This window comes from Actinoplanes sp. NPDC051633, from assembly GCF_040681735.1.
In the GTDB taxonomy this organism is placed as follows: domain Bacteria; phylum Actinomycetota; class Actinomycetes; order Mycobacteriales; family Micromonosporaceae; genus Actinoplanes.
In genome coordinates, this window is the sequence record NZ_JBFAZH010000012.1 from 1 (window position 1) to 26,391 (window position 26,391).

Genomic DNA, 26,391 nt, shown 5'->3' on the forward strand with positions numbered 1-26,391 from the left:
CCGCGGGGGGCGGCCCTGCCCGCCGAGCCCACGCCAACCCCCGCGGCCCCCCACCCCCGGCTGCTCACCGACCCGGCGCTGAAGGCGGCGGCCGCCGAGGTGCGCGACGAGATCGCCGCGATGCCTCCGCCGTCGGCCGTGGTGCCGCAGCTGGAGGAGCTGGTCAGCGGCTAGCCGCGGCCTTCATGTCGCGGCGCAGCTCCTTGGGCAGCGAGAAGGTCAGGCGCTCCTCGGTCGTCGTGTACTCGGTCACCTCGCCGAAGCCACGCTCGGCCAGATGGGCCAGGACCTCCATGACCAGGTCCTCGGGCACGCTCGCGCCCGAGCTGACCCCGACCGTGGTCGCGCCCTCGAGCCACTCGTCCCGGATCTCGGACGCGTAGTCCACCAGGTGGCCCGCCCGCGCCCCGGCGTCCAGCGCCACCTCGACCAGGCGCACCGAGTTGGACGAGTTCGTCGAACCGACCACGATCACGACGTCGCAGTCGGGCGCGATCTCCTTGACCACGTGCTGCCGGTTCTGCGTGGCGTAGCAGATGTCGTCGCTGGGCGGCGACATCAGCAGCGGCAGCTTGGTGCGCAGCCGGGCCACGGTCTCCATGGTCTCGTCGACCGACAGCGTGGTCTGCGACAGCCACACCACCTTCGCCGGGTCGCGGACGGTCACCTGGTCCACCCCGTCGGGGCCGTCGACCAGCTGGATGTGCGCCGGCGCCTCACCCGCCGTGCCGACGACCTCCTCGTGCCCCTCGTGCCCGATGAGCAGGATGTCGTAGTCGTCGGCGGCGTACCGTTTCGCCTCCTGATGCACCTTCGTCACCAGCGGGCAGGTCGCGTCGATCGCCTTGAGGTTGCGCTGCCGGGCCTGCTCGTGGACCTCGGGGGCGACGCCGTGCGCCGAGAAGACGACGGTCGACCCCTCGGGGACCTCCTCGTTCTCCTCCACGAAGATCGCCCCGGCCGCCTCGAGCGTAGTGACCACGTGTTTGTTGTGCACGATCTGCTTGCGCACGTAGACCGGCGCGCCGTACAGCTTCAGCGCCTCCTCGACCGTCTGCACGGCCCGGTCGACGCCGGCGCAGTAGCCACGCGGCTTGGCCAGCAACACACGCTTACGGGAATCGGTCACGCCGCAATGGTACGCAGGCCTCGCCGGTGCCGCCCCCGGCCGAGAGTGTGAGGTCAGGGACCCTCGGCCCGTTCGCGCACCGGCGCGTCCCCCAGCTTCCCAGGATCGCTGTGCTCGTCGGTCTGCCCGTGCTCGATGTAGGCCCGCTGCTCCGCGTGCCCGCTCGCCGGGCCGGCTGCGTCGTCGTGCCCGGCGGTCGCCGCCTGACCGGTCGCCCGGCGCATCAGCGCCACCACGACCAGCACGAGCAGGCCCGCATACCCCCAGAAGAGCAGGTCGGCGAGCAGGTGCTGGCTGTCGATGTGCCAGCGCCCGGCCGCACCGCCGGCGTCGTCGCGGGCCACGAAGGCGAAGGGCCACCCGTGCCGCAAGTCGAAGGCCCGCAGGCAGCACTGCGAGGAGGTCACCGTGACCGCGCTGCCCACCATGCCGGCGGCCGCCGCCAGGCCACCGGCGACGTATCCGGGCAGTCCCGGGCTGCGGCCCAGCCAGGAGACGCCGAGCAGCACCAGCCCGCCGACGAACAGCGTCGTGTGGAAGACGAGATACCCGGTGTCCGCTTCCCCGCTGACCCGGTCGACCTCGACCAGCAGGTTCACCACGCCGATCGCGACGCAGAACCATCCGACGATCAGCCGCAAGGCCGTGAAGAACGACTCCCACAGCCCGGGCGCCTCTTCCTCGTGGCCGGCGTCGTCCACCCCGGCGTCCACCCCGGCGTTCCCCGCGCTGCTCACGGCCCGAGTATCCCGCCGGGACCCCACCTCGTGGGGCGGAACGGACTTAACGCCGCCGGCGTCGCAGGGCGGAGACGATCGCCAGGACGACGATCCCGGCGTACGCCCAGACGATCACGTTGACCGCCTGGGTCGGGACGTCGGCGTGCCAGTCCGACCCGGCGGCCAGGCGCCGGGCGGTGTCCGGATCCTCCGCCGTCGCCCCGTGGCTCAGCCACCGGAACGGGAAGCCGCGCTGCTCCACGTAGGCGAAGCTGCAGCACAGGTAGGCCGAGTGGTAGAGGGCGCCGGCCGCGCTGCCGGCCAGCCCGGTGACACCCGCGGTGAGCCACGCCGCCCGGCGCGGCAGCCGTGCCCGGTGCGGCATCAGCAGGATCAGCCCGCCGACGGCGAGCACCACGCCGACCAGCACGTCGACCAGCGGCTCGGGCGCCTGCAGGTTGATCAGGATCCAGGTCAGGCCGCCGACCAGCGTGCCCGCCGCGAGCATCCCGACCAGGAACCGCAGCACGCGCGCGCCGGCGCTCGGTTCGTCCTCGTCCTCGTCGACGTCGGCGTCGTCGGGTTCGGCCTCGTCGACGTCGACCTCGTCGGGTTCGGCCTCGGGCGCGCGCTCCGTCAGCCCTCTCGCCGAGCCGCCCTGCCGGGTTGAATCGTCGTCCGCCGCGTCAGCCATCGGACGAGTATGCCGCAGGCGCTGACGGACGCCGATCCCTCGCCCGGTGCCACCGAGAGTGTCAGACCGCTTCCGTACGCTGTCGTGGTGACCCAGTCCGAGACGAAACCACCCGAGCCGCGGAGCACCGCCGACGAGCCGTGGCCGGTGCGTGTGGTGAGCCAGAAGCTCGGGGCCTGGGTGGCCAAGCTCGGCTGGGTGTGGGTGGACGGCCAGGTCGCCCAGATCAGCCGCCGGCCCGGCTCGACCGTGGTGTTCCTGACGCTGCGTGACCCGTCGGCCGACCTCAGCCTGACCGTCACCGCGCACCGCGACGTGCTCGACGCCGGCGCTCCCGAGCTGGCCGAGGGCGCCCGGGTCACGCTGCACGCCAAACCCGAGTTCTATCCGGCCCGCGGCACGCTCAGCCTGCGCGCCGACGAGATCCGCCAGGTCGGGCTGGGCGAGCTGCTGGCCCGGCTCGAGCGGCTGAAAAAGCTGCTCGGCGCCGAGGGCCTGTTCGCGCGGGACCGCAAGCGGCGGTTGCCGTTCCTGCCGCAGCGGATCGGCCTGATCACCGGGCGCGCCTCGGCCGCCGAGCGCGACGTGCTGATGAACACCAGGCGCCGCTGGCCGGCCGTCGACTTCCGGGTGATCAACGTCCCGGTGCAGGGCCCGACGGCGGTGCCGCAGATCCTCGACGCGCTCAAGGTGCTCGACAACGATGACACGGTCGACGTGATCGTCATCGCCCGCGGCGGCGGCAGCGTCGAGGATCTGCTGCCGTTCTCCGACGAGGCGCTGTGCCGGGCGGTGTTCGCGGCCCGGACGCCGGTGGTCAGCGCGATCGGCCACGAGACCGACGCGCCGCTGGTCGACTACGTCGCCGACCTGCGCGCCTCCACCCCCACCGACGCGGCGAAGCGGATCGTCCCCGACCTGGGCGAGGAGCTTCAGCTCATCGAGTCGGCCCGGCGCCGCCTCGACCGGGCGGTGCTCACTCTGGTCGACCGCGAGCGGCACCGCCTCGAGTCGTGGCGGTCACGGCCGTCGCTGGCCCGGCCCGAGCTGCTGGTCGACCAGCGCGCCGCCGAGGTGACCGCGCTGCGCGACCGCGCGACGCGCAGCCTGGAGCATCGCCTGCGACGCGCCGACGACGACCTGCGCCACACGGTCGCCAGGCTGCGGGGGCTGTCGCCGAAATCCACGCTGCAGCGCGGCTACGCGATCGTGCAGCGCGCCGACGGCCACGTGGTCCGCGCGGCCGACGAGGTCAAGACCGAGGAACAGCTCCGGGTGCGTCTGTCCGAGGGCGAGTTGCGAGTGACGGTGGGAGAGCAGGAGTGAGCGACGACCAGCAGTTGAGCTACGAGCAGGCCCGCACCGAGCTGGCCGGCGTGGTGGAGCGCCTGGAGACGGGCGGCAGCTCCCTCGAGGAGTCGCTGGCCCTGTGGGAACGCGGCGAGAAGCTGGCCGACGTCTGCGAACGCTGGCTGGAGGGCGCCCGCGCCCGCATCGAGGCCGCCAGGGCGGCCAGAGCCGAAGAATAGAACCCATCCGGGTACGCGCACTCGCAGGTCACCCGGCACTCCCGCCGGCCGGTCGCGGCTCACTGCCGCTGCCCCGCCGTCGGGTTGTCCCGCCGGGCCCTGCCGTGGGTGTCAGGAGACGGCGGCGGCGAGGGCCTGAAGGTTCTTCTCGTCGCTGTTGCCGAGGACGATGATCGTTCGAGTCTGGTCGGTGAGGACCAGGGCGGTCTCGCCCGGGCGGGCGAGATAACTGCGCCAGGCGGCCTCGCCGTCGCGGAAGGTGCCGCGGGGCTTAGCCTCCTTGCCCAGCTCGGCCGGCAGGAGTTGCGCCGCCGGCACGCTGCTCTCGATCAGCAGCACGGCGTCGTCGTCAGGTGCGACGTAGCCGAGGCGGAGGCTGGCGCCCTCCGGCGCGCGCTTGAAGTTGGCCGAGGTGACGTGCCAGTCGTCGCTCAGGCCCTCGGGCACCGCGACCGGGAAGGCGCCGGCGGACTGCGCCTGCTGGATCGCCGGCGCGGCGTCGACCGTCACCGGGGCCTCACCGCTGAGCACGACGCGATAGAAGGCCAGCAGCAGCGCGATCGGCACCAGCAGGACGATCAGCGACATCGCCATGTCGCGCGGCGAGCGCCCGGCACGCTTCCCGAGCCGCGCCGGCTCGGCCGCGGCGGCGGCCTGCGCCTGCGCGTCGCTCTGCTCGCCTTCCACGGCGACCGCGACTCCGGCCGCCTGGCCTTGCGCGGCGGGGTCGGCCGGGGTGGACGGCTGAGGCCCAGGGGCGGCCGGGTCGAACATCGCGGCGGCGGGCGAGGTGGAGGGCGGGGTGGAGGGCGGGGTAGAGGGCTCGGGCGCGTGGCCGGCCGGGTCGGTCGCTGGCCGGGGGTCGGGAGTGGGAACGGAAGGGTCCGGCCCGTGCTCAGGCGGGGTGGCCGGTGCGGGGCGGCGCTCTTCGGGTTCCACGTCAACCATTGTTAACCATGTCGCGCGGACGGGACTTTGCGGCTTCGCTCATGTGAGGATCGGGACATCCACACCCGCAAAGTCGCGAGGAGGCCTCCCATGCCCGGTGCCCGCGTACCGCAGGATCTCGACCGCAACATCGCCCTCGATCTGGTCCGCGTGACCGAGGCGGCGGCCATGGCCGCCGGACGTTGGGTCGGCCGCGGCGACAAGGAGGGCGGCGACGGCGCCGCCGTCGATGCGATGCGGAAGCTGATCAATTCGATCGACATGCGCGGCGTCGTGGTCATCGGCGAGGGCGAGAAGGACAACGCGCCGATGCTGTTCAACGGCGAAGAGGTGGGCAACGGCAACGGGCCCGAGGTCGACGTCGCGGTCGACCCGGTGGACGGCACCACACTGATGAGCAAGGGCATGCCCGGCGCGGTGGCGGTGCTGGCGGTCGCCGAGCGGGGGGCGATGTTCGACCCGAGCGCGGTCTTCTACATGGAGAAGATCGCCGTCGGCCCGGACTGCGCCGACGTCGTCGACATCAACGCCGGCGCGACCGAGAATCTGCGGCGCATCGCCAAGGCCAAGCGGTCCACCATCGCGGACGTGACCGTCTGCATCCTCGACCGGCCCCGGCACGCGGCCCTGGTCAAGGAGGTACGCGACGCGGGGGCCAACATCCGGTTCATCTCCGACGGCGACATCGCCGGGGCGATCTCCGCGGCGCGCACGGAGTCCGACGTCGATGTGCTGATGGGCATCGGCGGCACCCCGGAGGGCATCACCGCGGCCTGCGCGCTCAAGTGTCTCGGCGGCATGATCCAGGCCAAGCTGTGGCCGCTCGACGACTCCGAACGGGAGAAGTCGATCTCCGGCGGTCACGACCTCGACCGGGTGCTGACCACCGACGACCTGGTCACCGGCGACAACTGCTTCTTCGTCGCCACCGGTGTCACCTCCGGCGACCTGCTCAAGGGCGTCCGCTACCGGGCCGGCGGCGCGCACACCCAGTCGATCGTGATGCGCTCCAAGAGCGGCACCATCCGGGTCATCGACTCGTGGCACCGCCTGGAGAAGCTGGCGCTCTACTCCGCCGTCGACTTCGACGGTCACCTCCCGACGGTCCCCGGCGCCGGCGTCGAACCCGAGATCCCGTAACGGGCTCAGACGACACGCTGCTGCGCGTAGGGAGCCGCGGCGCTCGTCCCGGGTCTGGATGGCGGGACGGTGCGGGACAGCAGGGCGGCCAGCACCATGCCCACGACAGCTGCGGCGACGTCGGCGGCGATCTGCGCCCACATCGGGGTGATGAAGAACCAGGCGGCCGCCGCCGCGGCGGCCGCGAGCACCCCGAGCACCCACACCCCGGCCGCCCACCAGCCGCGCCGGTCGCCGCCGCGGTGGACGCTCACCGTGGCGCCGATCGCGACGGCCAGGCAGCCGACGATCGACACGACCGGGCCGATCAGCACGAACGGGTAGAAGACGATGGAGTCCGGGTCGAGGCCGGCGTACCCCATCAACAGCAGGGCCGGCGGCACCACCGCGAGCACCGGCAGCCCGATCCACCAGCGGCGCCGCATGGCGCCGGCGCCGGCGACCACCACCAGGGCGAGCACCGTCGTGACCACGATGCCGAGCGCACCGTAGTCGAACCCGACCTCCTCGATCCGCTTCTCGCCGAGCGCCGGCACCTCCTGCGAGTCGATCTCTGGGAAGCCGATCCGCTGCCATTGGCCGTCCTCGTCGCGCAGCGCGAAGCCGTCGCGGCGGTTGGCCAGCACCACGATGTGCCGGCCGTCGTCCGTGTCGTGCACCGCGACCGCCACGCTGACCAGGTCGACGTCGTTGTCGCCGGCCCTGGGGTACTGCCGGGACAGCGACAGCCGGTCGTCGTCGCCGACCCGCCAGTCGGTGGTCCAGGTCGCGCCGCCGTCCGCGCTGCGCTGCACGCCGATCGCCTTGCTCAGCACGCGATAGCAGATCTTCTTGTTCGCCTTGGAGCACGCCTGCCGGGTCTGCGGGCCCTTCTTCGGCGGGGCCAGCGGGGTGGACGACATGGACTTCCAGCTCGTGCCGTCGTCGACGCTGACGGCCCACTCCTCCGCACCCTGCGACGTCAAGCTGATCAGGTAGATGGCGTCCGCGGTGCTGACCACCCGGGACGCGGCGGACACCTGCACCTCACTGGTCGCGGCGACCCCGCCGAGGGCGAGCGGCAGCACGACGGCCATGCGCAGCGCCCGCACCCACCGTGTCGCGACCGGCTGCCGGGCGGCACACCGGTAGGCCCACCAGGCCACGCCGAGGAAGGGCAACGTCAGCAGGTCGGTCCAATCGGCACGGATCACCGACGACGGGCCGTGCACCACGCTCCAGAGGCCGGAGGCGAGCGCGGCCGCGTACCCCGATGATTTGACCAGGCTGAATCCCACTGCGACCGACCACAACGCGGCCGCCGGCCGCCGCACGAGAAGGGCGAGCAGCGGCGGTGCCAGCACCAGCCCGGCCGCGTCGCTGAGCTTGCCGGTGACGACGCCCGGATACGCGCCCTTGAGGACGTGGTCGTTGACCACCAGGACGAGCAGCGCGACGACGGTGACCGGATGCCCGAACCAGGCGCCGAGAGTCTTCCCCCGTGTATTCACATGCATGACAGTGGTCACGGCGCATCACGCTCGGATCGCGGATCAGTCTCCGTAGAGGTTCGGACCGTGCAGCAGGGTGGGTTGCGCCTTCGGCTTACGGCGGCGGAACACGATCGCGGCGAGCACGCCGCCGAGCAGCCCGAGCAGGTGACCCTGCCAGGAGACGCGCGGGTCGGTGGGCAGGATCGCGTAGAGCTGGTACCAGTACAGCAACCCGATGAAGGCCGCGACGCCCAGGTTCCACCAGCTGCGCTCGACCAGGCCGCGGGTGACCAGCAGGCCCAGATAGCCGAAGATCACGCCGCTGGCGCCGACCACGACACTGTCGGGGCTGCCGACGAACCACACACCGAGCCCGCTGACCAGCATGATGAGGGCCGTCGACCAGAGGAACCGCTTGGCGCCGCCGGCCAGCGCGAACGTGCCGACCAGGATGAGCGGCACCGCGTTGCCGTAGAGGTGGTCCCACCCGGCGTGCAGGAACGGGCTGAACAGCACGCCGTCGAGGCCCTCGAGGCGGTGCGGGATGATGCCGCCGGCCAGGTCGAGCCGGCCGCGGGCGCCGATGTCGAGCACCTCGATCAGGAACAGGATCGGGATCACCGCGCACATCGTGACGAAGGCGCGCCCGAGCGAGGAATAGAACGGGACGGTGCCGAACCTCTGCGCCGCCGCGTCGTCGGTCGTGCCGCGCTCCCACCCCAAGGCCATGGCTCCCATGGTGGCAGGCCGGTGCACTACCAGCCACTCATGGTCAGGAGAGCTTTCGCACTGCTGCCCGGATGTCCTCGCGGAAGGTGGGGATCTGCGTGTACACCCCGGGATAGCCGGTGCGTGCGCAGCCGAGCCCCCAGCTCACGATGCCGACCTGCACCCACGTGCCGCCCGCCTTGCCGACCATCGGGCCGCCGGAGTCGCCCTGGCAGGTGTCGACGCCCTTGCGCCCGGCGCAGATCGACTCGTCCTCCACCAGGTCCACGCCGGCCGTCTGGTACGCCTTCGCGCACTCCCCGTCGGGCACCGTGGACACCGTCGCGTACCGGAGCCGGCGCTGCTGGTTCTCGGCGTACTCGCCGGTCAGCCCCCAGCCCATGATCGTGTAGGTGCCCTTGGCGTCCTTCGCGGCGGACAGGCCGATGGTCGGCAGCTTGAGCGCGCGGTCCAGCCGGATCACCGCCCAGTCGTCGCCGCGGGTCTCCTTGACGAAGGAGGCCGCCCGGATCACCGACTCGGACCGGGCGGTGAGCGAGCGCGGCGACTTCAGGTCGGCGGAGCCCGCGGTGACCTTGATGTCGCGCCGTGGCCCCGACGCGCTCACGCAGTGACCGGCGGTGAGCACCACCCGCGGCGCGACCAGCGTGCCGCCGCAGCCCATCGACAGCCGCACCATCCACGGGAACCGTCCCTCCGGCGCCACGTCGCCGCCGACGACGGTGCCGCGCGCGAACGCCGCGACCGGGAGGATCAGCGCGAGCAGGAGGACGGGGTAGAAGACTTTCCGGACCATGCGGACATTTGATCACCGCCGAACCAAAAGGGAGGGGTACGCGCCGAGCGCGTACCCCTCTCTTCGAAGCTGATCTAGTACCAGCCGTTGTTCTCGGAGTGCTCCCAGGCACCGCACGGCGAGTTGTAGCGGCCCTCGATGTAGCCGAGGCCCCACTTGATCTGCGTCGCCGGGTTGGTCTTCCAGTCGTCGGCCACCGAGCCCATCTTGCGGCCCGGCAGGGCCTGCGGGATGCCGTAGGCGCCGGAGCTGGAGTTGCTGGCCTTGGTGCGCCAGTTGCTCTCGCGGTTCCACAGCTTGTTCAGGCAGGGGAACTGGTCGATCTTGAAGCCGGCCTCGAGCATGAGGGCGCAGCCGATCTTGCGGTTGCCGCTGAACTCGTTGCACGAGGACGGGATCGGGCCGGTGAAGGGAACGTCCGCGCCGGAGCCGGAGGACGAACCGGAGTCCGACGCCTTCTTCTCGGCCTCCTCCTTCGCCTTCTCCTCGGCGGCCTTCTTGGCGATCGCCTTCTGCTCGAGCTTGCGCGCCCGCGCGGCGGCTGCCTTCGCCTCGGCGGCGGCCTTGGCGGCGGCGCTGACCTGGGCCTCGCGCTGCCACGCCCGGGCGGCGGCGTGCTGGTTCTGGCGTTCCTTCAGCAGCTGCATCTCGTCCGCGTCAGCCTGCACGACGAGTCGCGTCTCGGCACCCTGCTGCTGGACCGCCCGGCCCTGTCCGAGATAGACGCCGCCGACGATGCCCAGGACGAGCAGAGCGACGGAGAAGACACGAACACCGACCCGGCTCCAGAGCCGATTCACGAAGTGATCCCTTCGTAGGGGGCAATGGCGCGTCACGGACAGTCATCGAAGTGTCACTCCGATGGCGGACCGTGCCGCGAGCACCGCGACCCCTGAAGGGCCGCCGCCTCGACCGTTTTCGATCGAGACGGTGGCCCACGAGATCGATCAGTTCCGTGTGGGCCACGCGATGGCGCTCGCCGAACACCATGGCGCAACGTGAAGTCGTTGTGAAACGGCGGCACGCTGTTGTGAACTAGCTCACACGGCTTTTGCCTTCAAACCCGGGCAGAATCCCTCTTCCGTGTTTCACCTAGTGGGGGATCTCCTCCAGGAGGTCGGTGACCACCTCGGCGATCGGTGACCGCTCGGATCGGGTCAGGGTCACGTGGGCGAAGATCGGATGTCCCTTGAGCGCCTCGATGACGGCGGTCACACCGTCGTGCCGCCCGACCCTCAGGTTGTCCCGCTGCGCCACGTCATGGGTGAGCACAACGCGTGACCCCTGGCCGATCCGGGAGAGCACGGTCAGCAGCACGTTGCGCTCCAGCGACTGGGCCTCGTCCACGATCACGAACGCGTCGTGCAGGCTGCGGCCGCGGATGTGGGTCAGCGGCAGCACCTCGAGCATCCCGCGCGCCATCACCTCGTCCATGACGTTGCCGTGCACCACCGCGCCGAGGGTGTCGAAGACCGCCTGCGCCCACGGCGACATCTTCTCGGCCTCGCTGCCCGGCAGATAGCCGAGCTCCTGGCCGCCGACCGCGTAGAGGGGACGGAACACCACGACCTTCTTGTGGCGGTTGCGCTCCATCACGGCCTCCAGGCCCGCGCACAGCGCGAGCGCGGACTTGCCGGTGCCGGCCCGGCCACCCAGCGACACGATGCCGATCGACTCGTCCAGGAGGATGTCCAGCGCCACCCGCTGCTCGGCGGACCGGCCACGGAGGCCGAACGCGTCGCGGTCGCCGCGTACCAGCTTGACGGTCTTGTCGGGGTTGACCCGGCCGAGCGCCGAACCGTTCGACGAGTGGATGACCAGGCCGGTGTGCGCGGGCAGGTTGTCCGCCTGCGGCAGCTCCAGCTCCTCACCGGCGTAGAGCCGCTTCACCTCGTCCTCGGCCAGCTCGAGGTCGGCCATGCCGGTCCAGGTCGGGTCGCTGGCCTGGCCGTGCCGGTACTCGTCGGCCGTCAGGCCGACCGACGCCGCCTTCACGCGCAGCGGCATGTCCTTGCTGACCAGCGTGACGTCGCGGCCCTCCGCGGCCAGCCCCAGCGCCACGGACAGGATCCGGGTGTCGTTGGAGTCGTTGCGGAAGCCCTGCGGCAGCACGCTCTGGTCGGCGTGGTTGAGCTCCACGCGCAGCGTGCCGCCCTCGTCGTTGCACAGCACCGGCTGGTCCAGCCGGCCGTGCTTGATGCGCAGCTCGTCCAGCATGCGCAACGACTGCCGGGCGAACCAGCCGAGCTCGGGGTGGTGGCGTTTGTCCTCCAATTCGGAGATGACCACGAGCGGGATCACCACCTCGTGGTCGGTGAACCGGCGGAAGGCCGCCGGATCGGACAGCAGGACCGAGGTGTCCAACACAAAAACCCGCCCTCGGGGGGCGGGTTCCTGGTCTGCGTGCCGGTCGCGGGCCCTGCGGCGGGCGGGACCGGCATTGGTGTTGGAGTCTGCGGCGTCAATACGGCGTGATGTCACAGGCCTGCTCCAGCGGGCGTGCAACCCGGTCCGCCCGCGGTCCGCCACCTCCGGCGCCCATCTCTTGCACGGGGTCGGGATGCGGGCCCCGTGGCGCTCTCTGTCGCAGGTCCGGGCGGCCGGCTGGAGAGGGTTGACCCCTCGCCATGACACAAACGCTAGCGGTCGGACGCGGCTCGCGGTAGTGGATAGCGCCGCGACACGCCTTCAGTCCGGTCAGGGGCGGCGGCGGGGCTGAGGACGGCGCGCCGGATGGAAGCGGATGAGAACTTCGCGTACGGAAAGTGCCGGCCGAAGCGGGTAGTCTGAGGCTCGTGGCAGACGCGCGACCTTCCCATCCGCCGACTACCGCCGATGCGTGGCGCTTCACCGCCGAGCGCGCCAAGGACACCACCTTCTTCTTCGACTTCGACGGTGTCCTCTCCCCCGTCACCGACGACCCCGACGCCTCCCAGCCCGAGCCGTCCGTCCTGGGCGTGCTCGACGAGCTGTCCGGCGTCGTGGGCCGGGTGGCGATCGTGTCCGCCCGCCCGGTGAGCTTCCTGCGCTCCCGCTTCGAGCCCCTGGCCCGCGCCGACCTCTACGGCCTCTACGGGCTGGAGGTGTGGCACGACGGCGAGGTGGTGACCGAGCCGGCCGCGTTGCCTTGGGTGCCCGCGATGGCCGACCTCGCCGAGCGCGCCAAGGCCGAGCTGCCCGCGGCGACCCTGGTGGAGTACAAGCGCCTGTCCGTTGCCCTGCACTACCGCACCGCGCCCCAGCTCGCCGCCGAGGTCGAGCAGTGGGCGCACGAGCAGGCCGAGGGTCTGGGCCTGCGGATCCAGCGCGGGCGCATGGTGGCCGAGCTGAAGCCGCCCGTCGACCAGGACAAGGGCATGGTGATCAGCGAGGGCGTCAAGACGGCCGGCTGCGCCTGGTATTTCGGCGACGACATGAGCGACATCAAGGCGTTCGACGCGTTGCGGGCCCGCGAGGCGGTGGACCCCGGATTCTTCGGCATGTGCGTGGCGGTGGCCAACCCGGAGACGGGCGAGGAGGTCAGCAGCGCCGCCGACCTGACGCTCGAGTCACCGACGGCGGTCGCCGACTTCCTCAGGGCCGGGCTGGGGAGCTTCTAAGCGCCGTAACGACGCTGGCGGTTGCCGTAGGAACGCAGCGCCCGCAGGAAGTCGATGCGCCGGAAATCCGGCCAGTTGGCGTCGTGGAAGTAGAACTCCGAGTGCGCCGACTGCCAGAGCAGGAAACCGGAAAGCCGCTGCTCGCCGCTGGTGCGGATGACCAGGTCGGGGTCGGGCTGGCCGCGGGTGTAGAGGTGCTCGGCGATGTGCTCGACGTCGAGGATCTCGGCCAGCTCGTCGATGGTGCGCCCGGCCGCGGCCTGCTCGTGCAGCAGCGACCGCACGGCGTCGGCGATCTCGCGCCGGCCGCCGTACCCGACCGCCATGTTCACCTCGACGCCCTCGGTGCGCTCGCGGGTCTTCTCCTGCGCCGCCTTCATCGCCGTGGCCGTCGTCGCGGGCAGCACGTCCAGCGCGCCGACCATGCGCAACCGCCAGGGGTTGCCGTCCTCGGCCAGCTCCGTCGCCAGATCCTCGATGATCCGCAGCAGCGGCTCCAGCTCGGCGGCCGGGCGCTGCAGGTTGTCGGTGGCCAGCAGATAGAGCGTGACGTGCTTGATGCCGGCCTGGTCGCACCATGCGAGCAGCTCCTTGACCCGGGCCGCGCCGACCCGGTGGCCGTCGTTGGGGTCGACGTAACCCATCTCGCGCGCCCAGCGGCGGTTGCCGTCACACATGACGCCGACATGCCGCGGAACCGGCTTGCCGACGAGCTTGCCGGCGAGTCGCCGTTCGTAGAACCGATAGACCAGGGACCGCAGATTCATCGCCCCAAAGCTTAGGCCTTGGCCGCCACGGCTAGTTCACGGGCGATCCGTCCGATCGTGCGGGCGTCGAAAATACCGTCAGCCAGCCCCAGGTCGGCCATCCGGTCGAATACCGGCTGGTCCTTGGCCGCCGCCCGGATCGCGGCGTCCACCACGCCCGGTCGCCGGGTGAGGAAGTTCGCGAAGCGCGAGTGCCGCAAGTGGCGCCCGAGCCGCCGCCGCAAACTCGCCCGATAGTGGACGGCGGGGTCCGCGGTCACGGCGGCCTCGCCGGCCAGGGCGCCGGAGAGGACGGCGTAGAAGATACCCTCGCCGGTCAGCGGATTGATCAGCGAGAGCGCGTCGCCGGCCAGCAGCACGCGGCCGTCCGCCGGCGGCGGCCGGTGCGTGGACAACGGCAGGTGGTGGGCGCGCAGGCCGGTCGCCCCGGTCGGCCCGAGCAGGTGGTCCAGCCGTTGCAGGAGGTACGCGCGGCTGAGCGCCGCCCCGCGCAGGACCTCGCCGTAGCCGACGTTCGCCCGGCCGTCCCCGATCGGGAAGGACCACGCGTACGCGGGCCAGCGCTGCTCGGTCGTGATGATGTGCTGCTCGTCGCCGGTGGCCGGGGCGTACCCGCGGATCGCGATGGCGAGGTGGCCGGGCGGATTGGGCCGGTGCCCGAGCAGCCGCCGGACCGTGGACTCCGAGCCGTCGGCGCCGATCACGACGCCCGGCAGGTGCCGCAGGTCCCGCACGTTCTGCCGCCGCAGCTCGACCCCCGTCTCCTGAGCCGCCTCGACCAGGCGCGCGTCGAAGACCCGGCGCGGCACGGTGTGCGCCGGCCGCGGCAGTTTCCGCGACACCGCGGCGCCGCCCGGGCCGACCAGGCGCAGCCGCTCGATCGGCCGGTAGTCGTCGACCACCCCGGTCACGCCCAGGCCGGCCAGGACGTCGACGGCCTCGGCGGCGATGCCGTCGCCGCACGGCTTGTCGCGGGGGAACTCCGCCCGATCGAGGAGCAGGACACGTGCGCCCGCCCGCCGGGCGGCGATCGCGGCGGTGGCCCCGGCCGGTCCGGCCCCGACCACCACGACGTCGAAAGGTGCGCTGCTCACCCGGCCATGCTGACGCGCGCCGCCGCGATCCGCCCGCCGGAGGTGTCCGGTCACGTCGCGGCCGGCACCTTTCCGGTGCGCCCCAACTTTCCGGTGCGCCACAGCGCGTAGACGTTCACCAGGAACGCGGCGACCAGCGGCGCGCCGTCGCGGACCAGGCCGTCCACGCCGAGCAGCAGCCAGGCCAGCGGCAGGTCGATGACCAGCACGCCGAGGCCGATCCACACCATCGTCACGCGTGCGGGCCGCTTGCCCCGCGCCAGGAAGGCGGTGTTGAGCAGCACCGCATAGCTGGTCGCGATGCCGGCCGCGATCCAGAACACGACGGCGAGCACCCATTGCGGCCGGTCGGCCAGCTCGCCGATGGCGATCAGCGCCGGGACCAGCATCAGCGGGCTGTAGGTGAACGCCGACACCCGCGCCGTGATCAGCCAGCCGGTGACCGCCGGGCGACGCGGCGCGCGTTCCTCGAACGCCAGGCCCTTGCCGGTGACCACCAACTTCTTGGGATGCCGCACGAGGTGCCCGGCGATCCCCTCGTGCCGGTAGAGCAGCGCCACGACCACCAGGCACAGCACGAGCAGCACGCCGAAGCCGGCGAGCCCGGGCAGCGGCGGCGCGCCGGTCTGCGGCACGACCAGCCGCCCGACCGCAAAGATCGTCGTGATCGCCAGGATCAGCCCGAGCGGCCGGGCCGCGGCCCGTCCCCGATTGACGTGCCAGATCAAGATCAGCCAGCCGACGGTACGCAGCAGCGCCCACCCGGTGCGGACCGCGAGCCCGAAACCGTGCTCCGGCGCGTACCGGTAATTGAGCACCTCGACCACGGCGGTGGCCACCGCCGTGAGGACCAGCAGCACCTTGAGCACCCGCACAGCCGCCGGCCGCCCCGCATCGACGAGAACCACGCCTCCTGGGTACCCATCCGCCGCAACTCGCACGCTTCGGCGCGCCGGCGCGCTCCGGCGCCTCGTGATCTTGGCCGGCTCGCGGGCGCCGCCGCCACCCCCACCCCGGCACTGGGTGGGCATGACGTTAGGCGACGGGTGTGACGTTTTTCGTCCGCCGTCCACAGGCCGTCACCGCGGGCGGCCGAGCGCATCTCACGTCGCGCCCGGCCACCACCGCCGTCAGGCGCCGGCCAGGCGAGCCCGCAACGCGTCCAACTCGGACCACAGGACCGCCGGCAGCTTGTCGCCGAACTTCTCGAACCACTCCGTCACCTGCGGGAGCTCGGCCTCCCACTCGGCGCGGTCCACCCTCAGGGCCGCGGCCACGTCGGACTCCGGCACGTCCAGGCCGGTCAGGTCCAGCGCCGACACGGTCGGCACGTGCCCGATCGGCGTCTCGACCGCCTCGCCGCCGCCGTCGAGACGCTCGACGATCCACTTGAGCACCCGCGAGTTCTCGCCGAAGCCGGGCCACAGGAACCGGCCGTCGTCACCACGGCGGAACCAGTTCACGTAGAACACCTTGGGCAGCTTGGCGGCGTCGCCGGTCGCGCCCTTGGCCATGTCGAGCCAGTGCTGGAAGTAGTCGCCGGCGTGGTATCCGATGAACGGCAGCATCGCCATCGGGTCGCGGCGCACCACGCCCACCTTGCCGACCGCCGCGGCCGTCGTCTCCGACGACAGGGTCGCGCCGAGGTAGACGCCGTGCGTCCAGTCGCGGGCCTCGGTGACCAGCGGGACCGTCGTCTTGCGCCGGCCGCCGAAGAGGATCGCGTCGATCGGCACGCCGCGCGGGTCGTCGTACTCCGGCGCGAGGATCGGGCACTGCCCGATCGGGGTGCAGAAGCGGCTGTTGGGGTGGCTCGACGGTGAGGACGAGGACGGCGTCCAGTCCTCGCCGCGCCAGTCGGTCAGGTGCTCGGGCGGCGTACCCATGCCCTCCCACCAGATGTCCCCGTCGTCGGTGAACGCCACGTTGGTGAAGACCGAGTTGCCGCGGGCGAGCGTACGCATCGCATTGGGATTGGTGTGGAAGTCGGTGCCCGGCGCGACGCCGAAGAGGCCGTACTCCGGATTGGTGGCCCACAGCCGGCCGTCGGAGCCGAACCGCATCCAGGCGATGTCGTCGCCGACGGTCTCGACCTTCCAGCCGGGCAGGGTCGGCTCCAGCATCGCCAGGTTGGTCTTGCCGCAGGCCGACGGGAACGCCCCGGCGATGTACTTGACCACGCCCTCGGGTGAGGTCAGCTTCATGATCAGCATGTGCTCGGCGAGCCAGCCCTCGTCGCGGGCGGCCACGCTGGCGATGCGCAGGGCGTAACACTTCTTGCCGAGCAGGGAGTTGCCGCCGTAGCCGGAACCGAACGACCAGATCTCGCGGGTCTCCGGGAAGTGCGAGATGTACTTGGTCTCGTTGCACGGCCAGGGCACGTCCTGCTCGCCGGGCGACAGCGGCGCGCCGACCGAGTGCAGCGCCGGCACGAACGGCGCGTCGTCGCCCATCGCCTCGAGCACCGCACTGCCCATCCGCGTCATGATCCGCATGGACGCCACGACGTACGGGCTGTCGGTGAGCTCGACGCCGAACATCGGGTTCGGCGCGTCCAGCGAGCCCATGCAGAACGGGACGACGTACATGGTCCGGCCGCGCATGCAGCCGGTGTAGAGCTCGGACATGACGGCCTTCATCTCGTCCGGCGCCATCCAGTTGTTGGTGGGTCCGGCGTCGGCGGGGTCGGCCGAGCAGATGAAGGTGCGCTCTTCGACGCGCGCCACGTCACCGGGGTCGGTGCGCGCCCAGAACGAGTTGGGCCGCTTCGCGGGGTCGAGGCGTACGAGCGCACCGGACGTGACCAGCTCGTCGGTGATCCGGGTCCACTCCGCGTCCGAACCGTCGCACCAGACCACCCGGTCCGGGGTGGTCCGTGCGGCGACCTCGTCGATCCAGCTCAGGAGTCGTTTGTGGGCGGTCGGGGCAGCGGGCATAGGTGATCTCCTTCGGTCCGCGTTGACCAATGACGCATCGGGCCGGGTCATCGGCCGTCGTCATGGGAGTCGAATCAGAGTAAGCCGAATTCTTCGGCGGTGCCTGTGGAGAACCGCACAATCTACGGCGTCGCTGCGCGATGACGATTGATTCTTCGCTGCTTAGAGCAACTACGAGCAGCGTCGGCCGAACGGCCCACTTTCACAAAACGGACTTAACGCCTTAAGCTTGCAGAATCGGGCTTTCCTCTCACTCCCGGCTCAGGAGGCAGGAATGGCGATCGTGAGCGACACGGGTAGCGACCTGGATGCCGAGTTGCTGGCCGCGGTGCGGGCCGGTGACACCGCGGCGTACGGCACGCTCTACGAACGCCACCACGGCGCGATCCGGCACCTGGCGTACGCGCTGGCCCGCGACCCGGCCGAGGCGGACGACCTGGTGGCCGAGACCTTCGCCCGGGTGCTCGGCACGCTCCGGGCCGGCCGGGGCCCGCTGGTCGCCTTCCGCGCGTACCTGTGCACCACGCTCCGGCACGTCTGCTACCACCGCACGCGCCGCGACCGCCGGCTGGAGTTCACCGACGACCTGACCCGCTACGACGCCGGCGAGCCGTTCCGCGACCCGACCCTGGAGCGGCTCGAGCGCACCTACGCGGCGCGCGCCTTCCACCAGCTCCCCGACCGCTGGCGCGACGTGCTGTGGATGACCGAGATCGAGGGCGCCGGGCCGGCCGAGATCGCCCCGCGGCTGGGTCTCACGCCGAACGCCGTGGCCGTGCTCGCGCACCGTGCCCGAGAGGGTCTGCGTCGCCTCTATCTGCAACAGCACGTGGCGGTCGCCGATCACCCGGAGTGCCGGTGGACCGGCGACCGGCTCGGCGGTCACGTACGCGGCCGGCTGGCGGCGCGCGAGCGGACCCGGGTACGCGCGCACCTGACTTGCTGTGACGGATGTCGAGCCAAGGTCGCCGAGCTCATCGATGTCGATCGAGTCAACTACCGTCCGTATCGCCAGCGTGACCATGCATCGCCGACGTGTTAAGACTCGCTCACGAAAACAGCAGCGCGTGACGGCCGCCGGTACTCTCGGATTCGTGCCCGAAACCCCGCCGCCGACGCGCCCGACGCTGCGTACGCGGCTCATGGCGCTGGTGCGCGAGGTGGGCAAGTTCGGCACGGTCGGCAGCATCGCGTTCATCATCGACCTCGCCATCTTCAACATCCTGTTGCAGGCGGGCACCGAGAGCCGGGTCGCCAAGACCATCTCCATGGTGATCGCCACGACGGTGGCCTTCCTGGGCAACCGCTTCTGGACCTGGCGCCGGCGCCGGCACAGCCACATGGCCCGGCAGTACACGCTCTTCTTCGTCATCAACGGCGTCGGCCTGGGCATCAGCCTGGCCTGCCTGACGATCAGCCACGACCTGCTGGGCGACATCTGGCCGGTGATGAAGACACCACTGGCCGACAACGTCTCAGGACAGCTGATCGGCACCGCTTTGGGTACTCTGTTCCGCTTCTGGTCTTATCGCAGGTTCGTGTTCCCCGCCGACGACGTCGAGGAACCGGCCACACCGGGCAGCCGTCCGGCGGATGTGATCTCGCAGTCACCCACCCGTTCGTGACCGGCGTCCACGCCCCCTTCCCTCTAAGGTTGTCGAATGCCTTCAGCCCGTCCGCTGACGGACCGTCTGCGCCGTCTTGCTCCCGAGGCCCTCGCCTTCGGAGTGATCGGCGCCGCCAACACCGCGCTGTACCTCGCGATCACCTATGTCGCGATGCCGATCGGCGCGGTCAAGGCGACCGTCATCGCCACGGTGGTCACGACGACGCTCGCCTACTTCGCGAACCGCTACTGGACCTACCGGCACCACACCAAGAGGGCACTGCGGCGGGAGTACACGCTGTTCTTCGGGTTCAACCTGGTCGGCATGGTGATCCAGTCCGGTTCGGTGGCGATCGCCAAGTACGGCGTCGGGCTCAACGAGGCTGACCACCGGATGGCGATCATGCTGGTGACGCTGTTCGCGGCCGGGGTGGCGACGATCTTCCGGTTCTGGGCGTACCGCACGTTCGTCTTCCTCAAGCCGCCCGTCGACGGGCACGAGGCCGCGATGGCCGAGATGGATGTGGCGGCCGGGCTGGCCGAGCTGAGCGCCGCCCACACCCCCACCGCCACCACCCCTGACCGGGCTGAAGGCCTGGCTGACTACGAGCTGCTCGACGCGGAGCTGTCCGAGCTGGAGCGCAAGGAGCGGGCTAACCGCGCCTGAGCAGGCCCTTGAGCCCGCGCTGCGGCGGCACCGGGGGCTCCTCCTCGGCGTCCTCGTCCTCCTCCGGGTGCAGCTCCCGGTCGGTCTCGATCAGCTCGTACAGCAGCGTCTGCTGCTCCTGGACGCGCGGCAACGAGACGAGCACCGCCGCCTGATCGCCGATCGAGTCGATGGTCAGCGTGCCGCAGCCGAAGACCCGATCCAGCACCGACTGGCTCATCGCGTGGTCGTTGATGCGGTTGAGGGGCACGTCCCGGCGCTCCCGCGCGAGCACGCCCTGCTGCAACAGCACCCGCTCGTCGGTGAAGACGTAGTGCGTGCACCGCCACACCAGCAACGGCCAGACGCCGCGGATCAGCGCGAAGAGCAGCGCGGCCACCCCGATCACGCCGACGCCGATGTGGCCCCCGTCGTTGTCCGGCAGCATCACCCAGGCGACGATCGTCACCGCCAGGGAGAACAGCAGCACCACGGTGGGGCGCACCGCCGCCTTGGCGTGCGGGTGCAGGTGGAGGACGACCTCCTCCTCCGCGGTGAGTACGTCGTCCGGGAAGGCCACGCTGCTCAGCGTACGTGGCGGACGTCACCCGCCGAGACCCGGTGAACATCGCCGTCAGCCGATCGGATCACCAATTGGCCGTCCGCGTCCACATCGGTCGCCGTGCCGCTAAGGTCCGCGCCGCCGGGCAGCTCCACGCGCACCTCCCGCCCGATCGTCGACGACCCCCTCCGGTACGCGCCCAGCAGCCCGCACATCTCGGCGTCCCCGCCGGCGTCGCGCCACCCCGCATACCACTGCGCCACCCCGCGGAGCAGCGACTTGAGGAGCGGCTCACGATCGGTGCTCTTGGCACCGGCGATCTGCAGCGAGGTGGCCGGCAGCCCGGTCACCGGCGGCAGCTCGTCGACCCGGGTGGTCACGTTGAGGCCGATGCCGACGACCACCGCGTCGCCGGTGACCTCGGCCAGGATGCCCGCACACTTCTCGTCGTGGATCAGCAGGTCGTTGGGCCACTTGAGGGTGGCGTCCAGCTCGGTGATGCGATGCACCGCCTCGCGCAGCGCGACCCCGGCCAGCAGCGGCAGCCACCCCCACCGCCCGGTCGGGACGTCCGCCGGGCGCAGCAGCACGCTGACGGTGAGCCCGGCCCGCGGCGGCGACACCCACTGCCGATCGCGGCGCCCACGACCGGCGGTCTGCTGCTCGGCCACCACGATGAGGCCCTCCGGCTCGCCGGCGCCGGCCGCCCGCGCGGCGTCGGCGTTGGTGGAGCCGGTCGCCGTGCGCAGGTCGAGCCTGCGCCACAGCCCACCGGGAACGATCAGGGCACGCTCCAGGCCGCGTGAGCTCAGCGGCGGGCGGTCCAGGTCACGGTAGGGCGAGGCCATTCGCCCAGCCTACGGCCGCTCGCTTCGTCAGCCGGGGTCGGCGGCGTGGCGGCTGCGGTAGACGGTGCTGCGCTCGGCCGGGGCGGGCCGGGGCCGGGGGCGCGGGCGGCGCGCCTGGTCGGCCTCACCCGCGGCCGGCGCCGGGGCGTCGGGGGCCGGGACGCGCCGGCGGACCGGTGAGCGACGGCGCGGGCGGTCGGCCGGCTCGGCGTCCTCGGCACTCCGCGACTGCGCGATGCGTCCCTGCGGATCACGACCCTGGGCGTTACGGGCCTGCCAGCTGCGCGGCAGCTCGATGCGGCCGGACGGCTTCGCCGGCGGCCACTGCGGCACCAGCTTGGTGGGCCCGTCCATCGCGTCCACGTCCTGGTCGTAGGGCGCGATGTCGAAACCGGACTGCGGCGGGTACGGCGGCACCTCCGGCAACCGCTCGACCGGGATCGGCCAGCCGTAGCTCGACATGGTCTCGGGGATCGGCGTCCAGTACTCGCCGGGCGCCGGATCGTCGTCGTACTCCGGACGCACCCAGCCCTGCACCCGGTCGCCCTCGCGACGGATCCTCGGGGCCGGCTCCGGCATCGCGCGAAGCTCGACGCCGAGCGCCTGGAGCGTGCCGGTCGCGGGCTCGTCGGCGAGCGCGAACCGGTCGCCGGCTTCGTCATTCGCGACCGGCTCCACGGCTGGCTCCACGACCGGTCCCGTGGTCGGCTTCTCGATCTCTTCCCCGACCGCTTCCACCGACGGTGGTTTCTCGTCCGCGGGCGGTTCCTCCTCCCCGGCCAGGCCCAGGGCGATCAGCCCGCTGTCCTGCTCGGCGTCCTCCGCGGGAGCGATCCTCGGCGCGATCGGACCGGCGGCGGCCGGCACCGTGGCCAGCGCACTGCGCCGCCGCCGCGCCCGCATCTGGCCCGGCGCGCTGAAGTCGGCCGTGGCCGGCCGCCGCCTCCGCACACCGCCGCACTCGAGCTCGCCGGCCCCCTCGCCGGCGAGATCACCGCCCAGCAGCACGTGCCGGAAGCCGATCAGCACGGCGACCCCACCGGCGATCAGGGCGAGTCCGGCCGCCGTAATCCAGTTGCTCACGGCGGTTCTAACGAATGGGGCATTAGGTGCGAAACGCTACCGTCTCGCCGTCGCTCGAAGCTGGCTACGATCACCGGGTGACCTTGCAGGAGCCGCCCTCGGCCTCGCCCGCGACCCCGACCGGACCCGACGCCGAGCCCATCGATGTGCACACCACCGCCGGCAAGCTCGCCGACCTCGAGCGGCGCACCGACGAGGCGGTCCACGCGGGTTCGGCCCGCGCGGTGGAGAAGCAGCACGCGCGCGGCAAGAAAACCGCGCGGGAACGCATCGCGATGCTGCTCGACGAGGGCTCGTTCGTCGAGCTCGACGGCCTGGCCCGGCACCGGTCCACGAACTTCGGGATGGAGCGCAACCGTCCCTACGGCGACGGCGTGGTCACCGGGCACGGCACGATCGACGGCCGGCAGGTGTGCGTGTTCTCGCAGGACTTCACGGTCTTCGGCGGTTCGCTGGGTGAGGTCTTCGGCGAGAAGATCGTCAAGGTCCTCGACCTGGCCATGAAGATCGGCTGCCCGATCATCGGCATCAACGACTCCGGCGGAGCGCGCATCCAGGAGGGCGTGGTGGCGCTCGGCCTCTACGCCGACATCTTCTTCCGCAACGTGCGGGCCAGCGGCGTCATCCCGCAGATCTCGCTGATCATGGGACCGTGCGCCGGCGGCGCGGTGTACTCCCCCGCGATCACCGACTTCACCGTGATGGTCGACCAGACGTCGCACATGTTCATCACCGGTCCCGATGTGATCCGCACGGTGACCGGCGAGGACGTGGGCATGGAGGAGCTCGGCGGCGGACGTACGCACAACACCCGCAGCGGCAACGCGCACTACCTCGCGTCCGACGAGGACGACGCCATCGACTACGTGCGGGCGCTGCTCTCGTACCTGCCCAGCAACAACCTGGACGACCCCACCACCTTCGGCGAGACCGCCCCGCCGGACCCCGATACCGCCCTCGACACCCTCATCCCCGACTCGGCGAACCAGCCTTACGACATCAAGGTCGTCATCGAGTCGGTGGTCGACGACTTCCTCGAGGTGCAGCCGCTGTACGCGCAGAACATCGTCATCGGCTTCGGCCGGGTCGAGGGGCGGCCGGTCGGTGTGGTCGCGAACCAGCCGATGCACCTGGCCGGCACGCTGGACATCGCGGCGTCGGAGAAGGCGGCGCGGTTCGTGCGCACCTGCGACGCGTTCAACGTCCCGGTGCTGACCTTCGTGGACGTGCCCGGCTTCCTGCCCGGGACCGGCCAGGAGTGGGACGGGATCATCCGGCGCGGCGCCAAGCTGATCTACGCGTACGCCGAGGCCACGGTCCCCAAGGTCACCGTCATCACCCGCAAGGCGTACGGCGGCGCCTACGACGTCATGGGCTCCAAGCACCTCGGCGCCGACATGAACTTCGCCTGGCCGACCGCGCAGATCGCGGTGATGGGCGCGCAGGGGGCGGTGAACATCCTCTACCGCGGCGAGCTGGGCGCCGCGGACGATCCGGCCGCGCGGCGGGCCGAGCTGATCCAGGAGTACGAGGACACGCTGGCCAACCCCTACATCGCCGCCGAGCGTGGCTATGTGGACGCGGTGATCCCGCCGTCGCAGACCCGCGCTCAGGTGACCCGGGCCCTGCGTACGCTGCGCACCAAGCGCGAGACCCTGCCGCCCAAGAAGCACGGCAACATCCCACTGTGACATCCCACTGTGACCAGTTGATCGCAGTGGTCCGATCGGACCAATGACAAAATAGTGATACATCGACATTCTGGAGCGCATGACGCTCAGCTCGATGTCCCTGCTCACCGCCATCCTCGTGGGTGTCGCGGTGTTCGGCCTGGGTTACGTCTGGAACGCCTTCCGCGGGGCGCGCATCCTGCTCAAGGGCGCGAAGGGCGGCATACCCAAGGCCCGCTCGCTCTACTGGGCCTCGCTCGGCAGGCTGGTCAAGTGGGCTCTGATCGCCGCGGGCATCCTGTTCGTGCTGGTCACGTGGACCGCCCGCGACATGAAGGACGCCGCCGACCCGGCACCCTCGCCCTCGCCGTCAGTCAGCCGCCGATAGCTCCGGCAACCATTGGCCGGCGAGCATGAAGGCGCCGATCACCAACACGGCCAGGGTGATGAGGTAGAAGAACCCCACCCACATGACCGCGGGTACGGGCGTGAGATGTGCCAGCTGATCGGCGTCGGACTCCCGCATCCGCCCCCGGCGGCGCAGCTTCTGCAGCTCGCCGACCGGCCGCACGCCCCCGATCAGCAGGAACCACACCCCCGTGTAGGCGAACGCGGCCTGCACCTGCGGGCTCGCGTACCAGGAGACGCCGAACACGATCGCGCCGGTGACCAGCAGCGACACCACGCCGAACGCGTTGCGGATGTTGATCAGCATGAGCAGCAGCAGCACGATCGCCAGCCACAGCAACAGGGTGATCCGGTTGCCGCTCAGAATCCACGCCCCGGCCAGGCCGACCAGCGACGGCGCGATGTATCCGGCCATCAGCGTGAAGATCATCCCGGGACCGCTCGGGCGGCCCGCGGACAGGGTCAGGCCGGACGTGTCGAACTCCAGCCGGATGCCACGCAGGCGGCGGCCGGTGAGCAGGGCGACGAGCGCATGACCACCCTCATGGGCGATGGTCACCGCGTTGCGAGCCACTCGCCACACCGGGCGCACCGACACCGCCGCCAGTGCGATCACGGCCGTGACCAGCACCAACAGCGATGGCGGGTCGGGCTGGGCCCCGAAGAGCTCGTCCCAGATGCTGCTCACACCGTCAATGGACACAGCGAGGCAGCGTAGTCGATCTAACTGCCCAGGTCCGGTCCAGCCTCAGGCGCGTCTGCGGGCACGGACCTCGACGGGCTGCGGCTGGCGCCGGCCGATCAACTTCGAACCGGCGAACGCGCCGGCCACGACCACCAGAGCGGCGACGATGAGCGTCATCGTCAGCGGACCTGCGGCCGCGGCCAGAAGGGCGACGTCAGCCACGGCGATGAGCATCCACAACGCGATCGTGGGCTTGCTGCCGTGATGTCGGCGGATCATGGTGCACCTCCTTCCGTGGTGGAAGGTTTGGTACCCCGGTCAGGCCGGCTTGAATCCCTTGTAGATCAGGTCCAGCGTCGTCTCGTTGGAGTTCCACTCACCCGGGACGGTGTAGTAGGAGATCCCGTACGCCTGGTCGGCGCTCACCACGAAGCCGCGTTTCTGGGCGTGCTGGTCGTTGCCACTCCTGGTGGTGTAGGTGAACTCCCAGTCCGCCGCCTTCTGGAAATACCCGGGCACGTTGACGATGCGGATGCGCTGGTAGTTGCGGTAGTCCCTGTCGCGCCGCACCGCCTCCTGGCCCTTCCAGTCGGCCACCGGGTCGGGCTTCGGGTTGTTGGTCTGGTCGACGATCAGGAGCCGGCCGCTGCCCGAGTTGTCCTCGAAGTACGCCTCGGTCCCGTCGTACCGGGAGAACTTGAAGCCCTTCGGCAACGGGATCTCGAACCCGGACCTGTCCTTGTGCACGGTCCAGCCGGCCGGGAGCGCGGCTGCGGCCGGCGCCGACGGCTTTGCGCTGGTGGCGGGCGGGGCGCTGCTCGGCTTCTGCTCCGGCGTGGTGGTCGCCGGCTTCTGCGTGGCGGCCGGGGGCGGTGCGACACCGGCGGCGGACGGCGTGCCGGCCGGCTTGGCGCCGCCCGCGTTGTCGTCGTCACCGTCGCCGGCGAACGCCAGCGGGATCAGGATCCCGAGTAGCAGCACGACGACGGCCAGGACCGCGACGCCGATCACGGTCTGGCGGCGGGTCAGCGTGACGCCGAAGATGGTCAGGCCCCCGGTGCGGGTCGGCGGCGGAACCGCCATCGGCTGCCAGGCCGGGCGGTTCGACGGCGCGAAGGACGGGCTCTTCGACGTACGCGCGGCCGGGACGCCGATGACGGCGGTGCCGGCGGCGGTCTCGGCCGCGCGGTCGCTCGCCGTCATGTTGTCGTCGGTCTCGTCGGCCGGCGCCTTGGGGGCGGCCATCGAGGCGGTGGTGGCGCTCTTCGCGCCGTCCGGCCGCCGGGCGGCCGGGAGGGCGGTCGCCGACCGGGCCGGGCTGTCGCTGCCCT

General features: G+C 71.3%; 27 protein-coding genes and 1 pseudogene. 9 read left to right on the top strand and 19 right to left on the bottom strand.

All coding sequences use genetic code 11. From position 1 onward, the window contains the following. Positions 1-163: 163 nt before the first annotated feature. Genes AB0M20_RS01675 through AB0M20_RS01685 form a run of 3 tightly spaced genes read right to left on the bottom strand, consistent with a single transcriptional unit; the run spans position 164 to position 2,542 of the window. On the bottom strand, positions 164-1,129 hold the full coding sequence (locus tag AB0M20_RS01675; RefSeq protein WP_364292004.1) for a 4-hydroxy-3-methylbut-2-enyl diphosphate reductase: 966 nt from the start codon (positions 1,127-1,129) through the stop codon (positions 164-166). A gap of 53 nt (positions 1,130-1,182) precedes the next feature. After that, on the bottom strand, positions 1,183-1,866 hold the full coding sequence (locus AB0M20_RS01680; protein WP_364292007.1) for a hypothetical protein: 684 nt from the start codon (positions 1,864-1,866) through the stop codon (positions 1,183-1,185). Between the two features lie 46 nt (positions 1,867-1,912). After that, positions 1,913-2,542 carry a hypothetical protein gene (locus AB0M20_RS01685; RefSeq protein ID WP_364292010.1) on the bottom strand — a complete coding sequence of 210 codons (630 nt, stop codon included), beginning with the start codon at positions 2,540-2,542 and terminating at the stop codon, positions 1,913-1,915. Positions 2,543-2,629: 87 nt separating this feature from the next. On the opposite strand from AB0M20_RS01685, the gene xseA reads away from it, so the two are divergent. Both xseA and AB0M20_RS01695 read left to right on the top strand, forming a co-directional pair. Then, complete coding sequence (gene xseA / locus AB0M20_RS01690) at positions 2,630-3,868, top strand: exodeoxyribonuclease VII large subunit (protein ID WP_364292013.1); 1,239 nt, start codon at positions 2,630-2,632, stop codon at positions 3,866-3,868. After that, on the top strand, positions 3,865-4,071 hold the full coding sequence (locus AB0M20_RS01695) for an exodeoxyribonuclease VII small subunit (RefSeq protein ID WP_364292016.1): 207 nt from the start codon (positions 3,865-3,867) through the stop codon (positions 4,069-4,071). Before xseA ends, AB0M20_RS01695 begins: the two co-directional genes overlap by 4 nt. A gap of 111 nt (positions 4,072-4,182) precedes the next feature. Here the strand turns inward: AB0M20_RS01695 and AB0M20_RS01700 are convergent, their stop codons facing one another. Continuing rightward, positions 4,183-5,010, bottom strand: a complete 828-nt coding sequence (locus AB0M20_RS01700) for a DUF4245 domain-containing protein (protein WP_364292019.1) — start codon at positions 5,008-5,010, stop codon at positions 4,183-4,185. Between the two features lie 99 nt (positions 5,011-5,109). Between AB0M20_RS01700 and glpX the strand changes: the two genes are divergently transcribed. Then, entirely contained in the window at positions 5,110-6,159 is a 1,050-nt protein-coding gene (gene glpX, locus AB0M20_RS01705) for a class II fructose-bisphosphatase (RefSeq protein ID WP_364292022.1), read from the top strand. Between the two features lie 5 nt (positions 6,160-6,164). On the opposite strand, the gene AB0M20_RS01710 is transcribed toward glpX, so the two are convergent. From AB0M20_RS01710 to AB0M20_RS01730, 5 genes are all read right to left on the bottom strand, one after another. After that, positions 6,165-7,649 carry a hypothetical protein gene (locus AB0M20_RS01710; RefSeq protein WP_364292025.1) on the bottom strand — a complete coding sequence of 495 codons (1,485 nt, stop codon included), beginning with the start codon at positions 7,647-7,649 and terminating at the stop codon, positions 6,165-6,167. Between the two features lie 42 nt (positions 7,650-7,691). Next, positions 7,692-8,360 (bottom strand): rhomboid family intramembrane serine protease, encoded by a 669-nt coding sequence (locus AB0M20_RS01715; protein ID WP_364292028.1) that lies wholly within the window; start codon positions 8,358-8,360, stop codon positions 7,692-7,694. A 43-nt stretch (positions 8,361-8,403) separates the two neighbouring features. Continuing rightward, positions 8,404-9,156, bottom strand: coding sequence for a serine protease (locus tag AB0M20_RS01720; protein WP_364292031.1), 753 nt, complete (start codon positions 9,154-9,156; stop codon positions 8,404-8,406). Positions 9,157-9,230: 74 nt separating this feature from the next. Then, positions 9,231-9,956, bottom strand: coding sequence for a lytic transglycosylase domain-containing protein (locus tag AB0M20_RS01725; RefSeq protein WP_364292034.1), 726 nt, complete (start codon positions 9,954-9,956; stop codon positions 9,231-9,233). A 292-nt stretch (positions 9,957-10,248) separates the two neighbouring features. Continuing rightward, positions 10,249-11,523: a PhoH family protein gene (locus AB0M20_RS01730; RefSeq protein WP_364292037.1), complete on the bottom strand. Its 1,275-nt coding sequence runs from the start codon at positions 11,521-11,523 to the stop codon at positions 10,249-10,251. Positions 11,524-11,942: 419 nt separating this feature from the next. Between AB0M20_RS01730 and otsB the strand changes: the two genes are divergently transcribed. Next, positions 11,943-12,755 carry a trehalose-phosphatase gene (gene otsB, locus AB0M20_RS01735; RefSeq protein WP_364292076.1) on the top strand — a complete coding sequence of 271 codons (813 nt, stop codon included), beginning with the start codon at positions 11,943-11,945 and terminating at the stop codon, positions 12,753-12,755. On the opposite strand, the gene AB0M20_RS01740 is transcribed toward otsB, so the two are convergent. The 4 genes from AB0M20_RS01740 to AB0M20_RS01755 form a co-directional block, all read right to left on the bottom strand. Next, complete coding sequence (locus AB0M20_RS01740) at positions 12,752-13,522, bottom strand: isoprenyl transferase (RefSeq protein ID WP_364292040.1); 771 nt, start codon at positions 13,520-13,522, stop codon at positions 12,752-12,754. The genes otsB and AB0M20_RS01740 overlap by 4 nt on opposite strands. Before the next feature lie 11 nt (positions 13,523-13,533). Next, complete coding sequence (locus tag AB0M20_RS01745) at positions 13,534-14,616, bottom strand: geranylgeranyl reductase family protein (RefSeq protein ID WP_364292043.1); 1,083 nt, start codon at positions 14,614-14,616, stop codon at positions 13,534-13,536. A gap of 50 nt (positions 14,617-14,666) precedes the next feature. After that, positions 14,667-15,524, bottom strand: a complete 858-nt coding sequence (locus AB0M20_RS01750) for a hypothetical protein (protein WP_364292046.1) — start codon at positions 15,522-15,524, stop codon at positions 14,667-14,669. Between the two features lie 222 nt (positions 15,525-15,746). Next, the gene (locus tag AB0M20_RS01755; protein ID WP_364292049.1) at positions 15,747-17,552 is read right to left on the bottom strand and encodes a phosphoenolpyruvate carboxykinase (GTP); all 1,806 of its coding nucleotides are present in this window, start codon (positions 17,550-17,552) and stop codon (positions 15,747-15,749) included. 274 nt (positions 17,553-17,826) lie between these two features. Here AB0M20_RS01755 and AB0M20_RS01760 point away from each other — a divergent pair, with 274 nt between their 5' ends. The 3 genes from AB0M20_RS01760 (at position 17,827) to AB0M20_RS01770 (ending at position 19,825) form a co-directional block, all read left to right on the top strand. After that, positions 17,827-18,594 (top strand): sigma-70 family RNA polymerase sigma factor, encoded by a 768-nt coding sequence (locus tag AB0M20_RS01760; RefSeq protein WP_364292052.1) that lies wholly within the window; start codon positions 17,827-17,829, stop codon positions 18,592-18,594. 100 nt (positions 18,595-18,694) lie between these two features. Next, the gene (locus tag AB0M20_RS01765; protein ID WP_364292079.1) at positions 18,695-19,177 is read left to right on the top strand and encodes a GtrA family protein; all 483 of its coding nucleotides are present in this window, start codon (positions 18,695-18,697) and stop codon (positions 19,175-19,177) included. Positions 19,178-19,213: 36 nt separating this feature from the next. Continuing rightward, a complete protein-coding gene (locus AB0M20_RS01770) occupies positions 19,214-19,825 on the top strand; it encodes a GtrA family protein (protein WP_364292055.1) in 612 nt (203 codons plus the stop codon). On the opposite strand, the gene AB0M20_RS01775 is transcribed toward AB0M20_RS01770, so the two are convergent. The 3 genes from AB0M20_RS01775 to AB0M20_RS01785 are packed head-to-tail and all read right to left on the bottom strand — an operon-like array spanning position 19,812 to position 22,297. Continuing rightward, positions 19,812-20,384, bottom strand: a complete 573-nt coding sequence (locus tag AB0M20_RS01775) for a PH domain-containing protein (protein WP_364292058.1) — start codon at positions 20,382-20,384, stop codon at positions 19,812-19,814. The two genes, AB0M20_RS01770 and AB0M20_RS01775, sit on opposite strands and share 14 nt — an antisense overlap. A gap of 5 nt (positions 20,385-20,389) precedes the next feature. Further along, entirely contained in the window at positions 20,390-21,214 is an 825-nt protein-coding gene (locus AB0M20_RS01780) for a biotin--[acetyl-CoA-carboxylase] ligase (protein ID WP_364292061.1), read from the bottom strand. Between the two features lie 27 nt (positions 21,215-21,241). Further along, positions 21,242-22,297, bottom strand: a complete 1,056-nt coding sequence (locus AB0M20_RS01785; protein WP_364292064.1) for a hypothetical protein — start codon at positions 22,295-22,297, stop codon at positions 21,242-21,244. Between the two features lie 140 nt (positions 22,298-22,437). On the opposite strand from AB0M20_RS01785, the gene AB0M20_RS01790 reads away from it, so the two are divergent. Both AB0M20_RS01790 and AB0M20_RS01795 read left to right on the top strand, forming a co-directional pair. Continuing rightward, the gene (locus AB0M20_RS01790; protein WP_364292082.1) at positions 22,438-23,988 is read left to right on the top strand and encodes an acyl-CoA carboxylase subunit beta; all 1,551 of its coding nucleotides are present in this window, start codon (positions 22,438-22,440) and stop codon (positions 23,986-23,988) included. A 79-nt stretch (positions 23,989-24,067) separates the two neighbouring features. Then, positions 24,068-24,355 (top strand): hypothetical protein, encoded by a 288-nt coding sequence (locus AB0M20_RS01795; protein WP_364292067.1) that lies wholly within the window; start codon positions 24,068-24,070, stop codon positions 24,353-24,355. Here AB0M20_RS01795 and AB0M20_RS01800 read toward each other — a convergent pair. From AB0M20_RS01800 to AB0M20_RS01810, 3 genes and pseudogenes are all read right to left on the bottom strand, one after another. Continuing rightward, a complete protein-coding gene (locus tag AB0M20_RS01800; RefSeq protein ID WP_364292070.1) occupies positions 24,338-25,078 on the bottom strand; it encodes a M50 family metallopeptidase in 741 nt (246 codons plus the stop codon). The genes AB0M20_RS01795 and AB0M20_RS01800 overlap by 18 nt on opposite strands. 45 nt (positions 25,079-25,123) lie before the next feature. Next, positions 25,124-25,339, bottom strand: coding sequence for a hypothetical protein (locus tag AB0M20_RS01805; protein ID WP_364292073.1), 216 nt, complete (start codon positions 25,337-25,339; stop codon positions 25,124-25,126). Positions 25,340-25,378: 39 nt separating this feature from the next. Beyond that, positions 25,379-26,391: pseudogene (locus tag AB0M20_RS01810) on the bottom strand (hypothetical protein); the annotation flags it as partial.

Bases quoted from the DNA above. Each gene is read 5' to 3' on its own strand.
- AB0M20_RS01795 (WP_364292067.1), top strand. From the start codon at position 24,068: ATGACGCTCAGCTCGATGTCCCTGCTCACCGCCATCCTCGTGGGTGTC.
- AB0M20_RS01765 (WP_364292079.1), top strand. From the start codon at position 18,695: ATGGCGCTGGTGCGCGAGGTGGGCAAGTTCGGCACGGTCGGCAGCATC.
- AB0M20_RS01770 (WP_364292055.1), top strand. From the start codon at position 19,214: ATGCCTTCAGCCCGTCCGCTGACGGACCGTCTGCGCCGTCTTGCTCCC.
- AB0M20_RS01755 (WP_364292049.1), bottom strand. From the start codon at position 17,552: ATGCCCGCTGCCCCGACCGCCCACAAACGACTCCTGAGCTGGATCGAC.
- AB0M20_RS01760 (WP_364292052.1), top strand. From the start codon at position 17,827: ATGGCGATCGTGAGCGACACGGGTAGCGACCTGGATGCCGAGTTGCTG.
- AB0M20_RS01780 (WP_364292061.1), bottom strand. From the start codon at position 21,214: ATGGCCTCGCCCTACCGTGACCTGGACCGCCCGCCGCTGAGCTCACGC.
- AB0M20_RS01715 (WP_364292028.1), bottom strand. From the start codon at position 8,360: ATGGCCTTGGGGTGGGAGCGCGGCACGACCGACGACGCGGCGGCGCAG.
- glpX (WP_364292022.1), top strand. From the start codon at position 5,110: ATGCCCGGTGCCCGCGTACCGCAGGATCTCGACCGCAACATCGCCCTC.
- AB0M20_RS01740 (WP_364292040.1), bottom strand. From the start codon at position 13,522: ATGAATCTGCGGTCCCTGGTCTATCGGTTCTACGAACGGCGACTCGCC.
- AB0M20_RS01805 (WP_364292073.1), bottom strand. From the start codon at position 25,339: ATGATCCGCCGACATCACGGCAGCAAGCCCACGATCGCGTTGTGGATG.
- AB0M20_RS01685 (WP_364292010.1), bottom strand. From the start codon at position 2,542: ATGGCTGACGCGGCGGACGACGATTCAACCCGGCAGGGCGGCTCGGCG.
- AB0M20_RS01720 (WP_364292031.1), bottom strand. From the start codon at position 9,156: ATGGTCCGGAAAGTCTTCTACCCCGTCCTCCTGCTCGCGCTGATCCTC.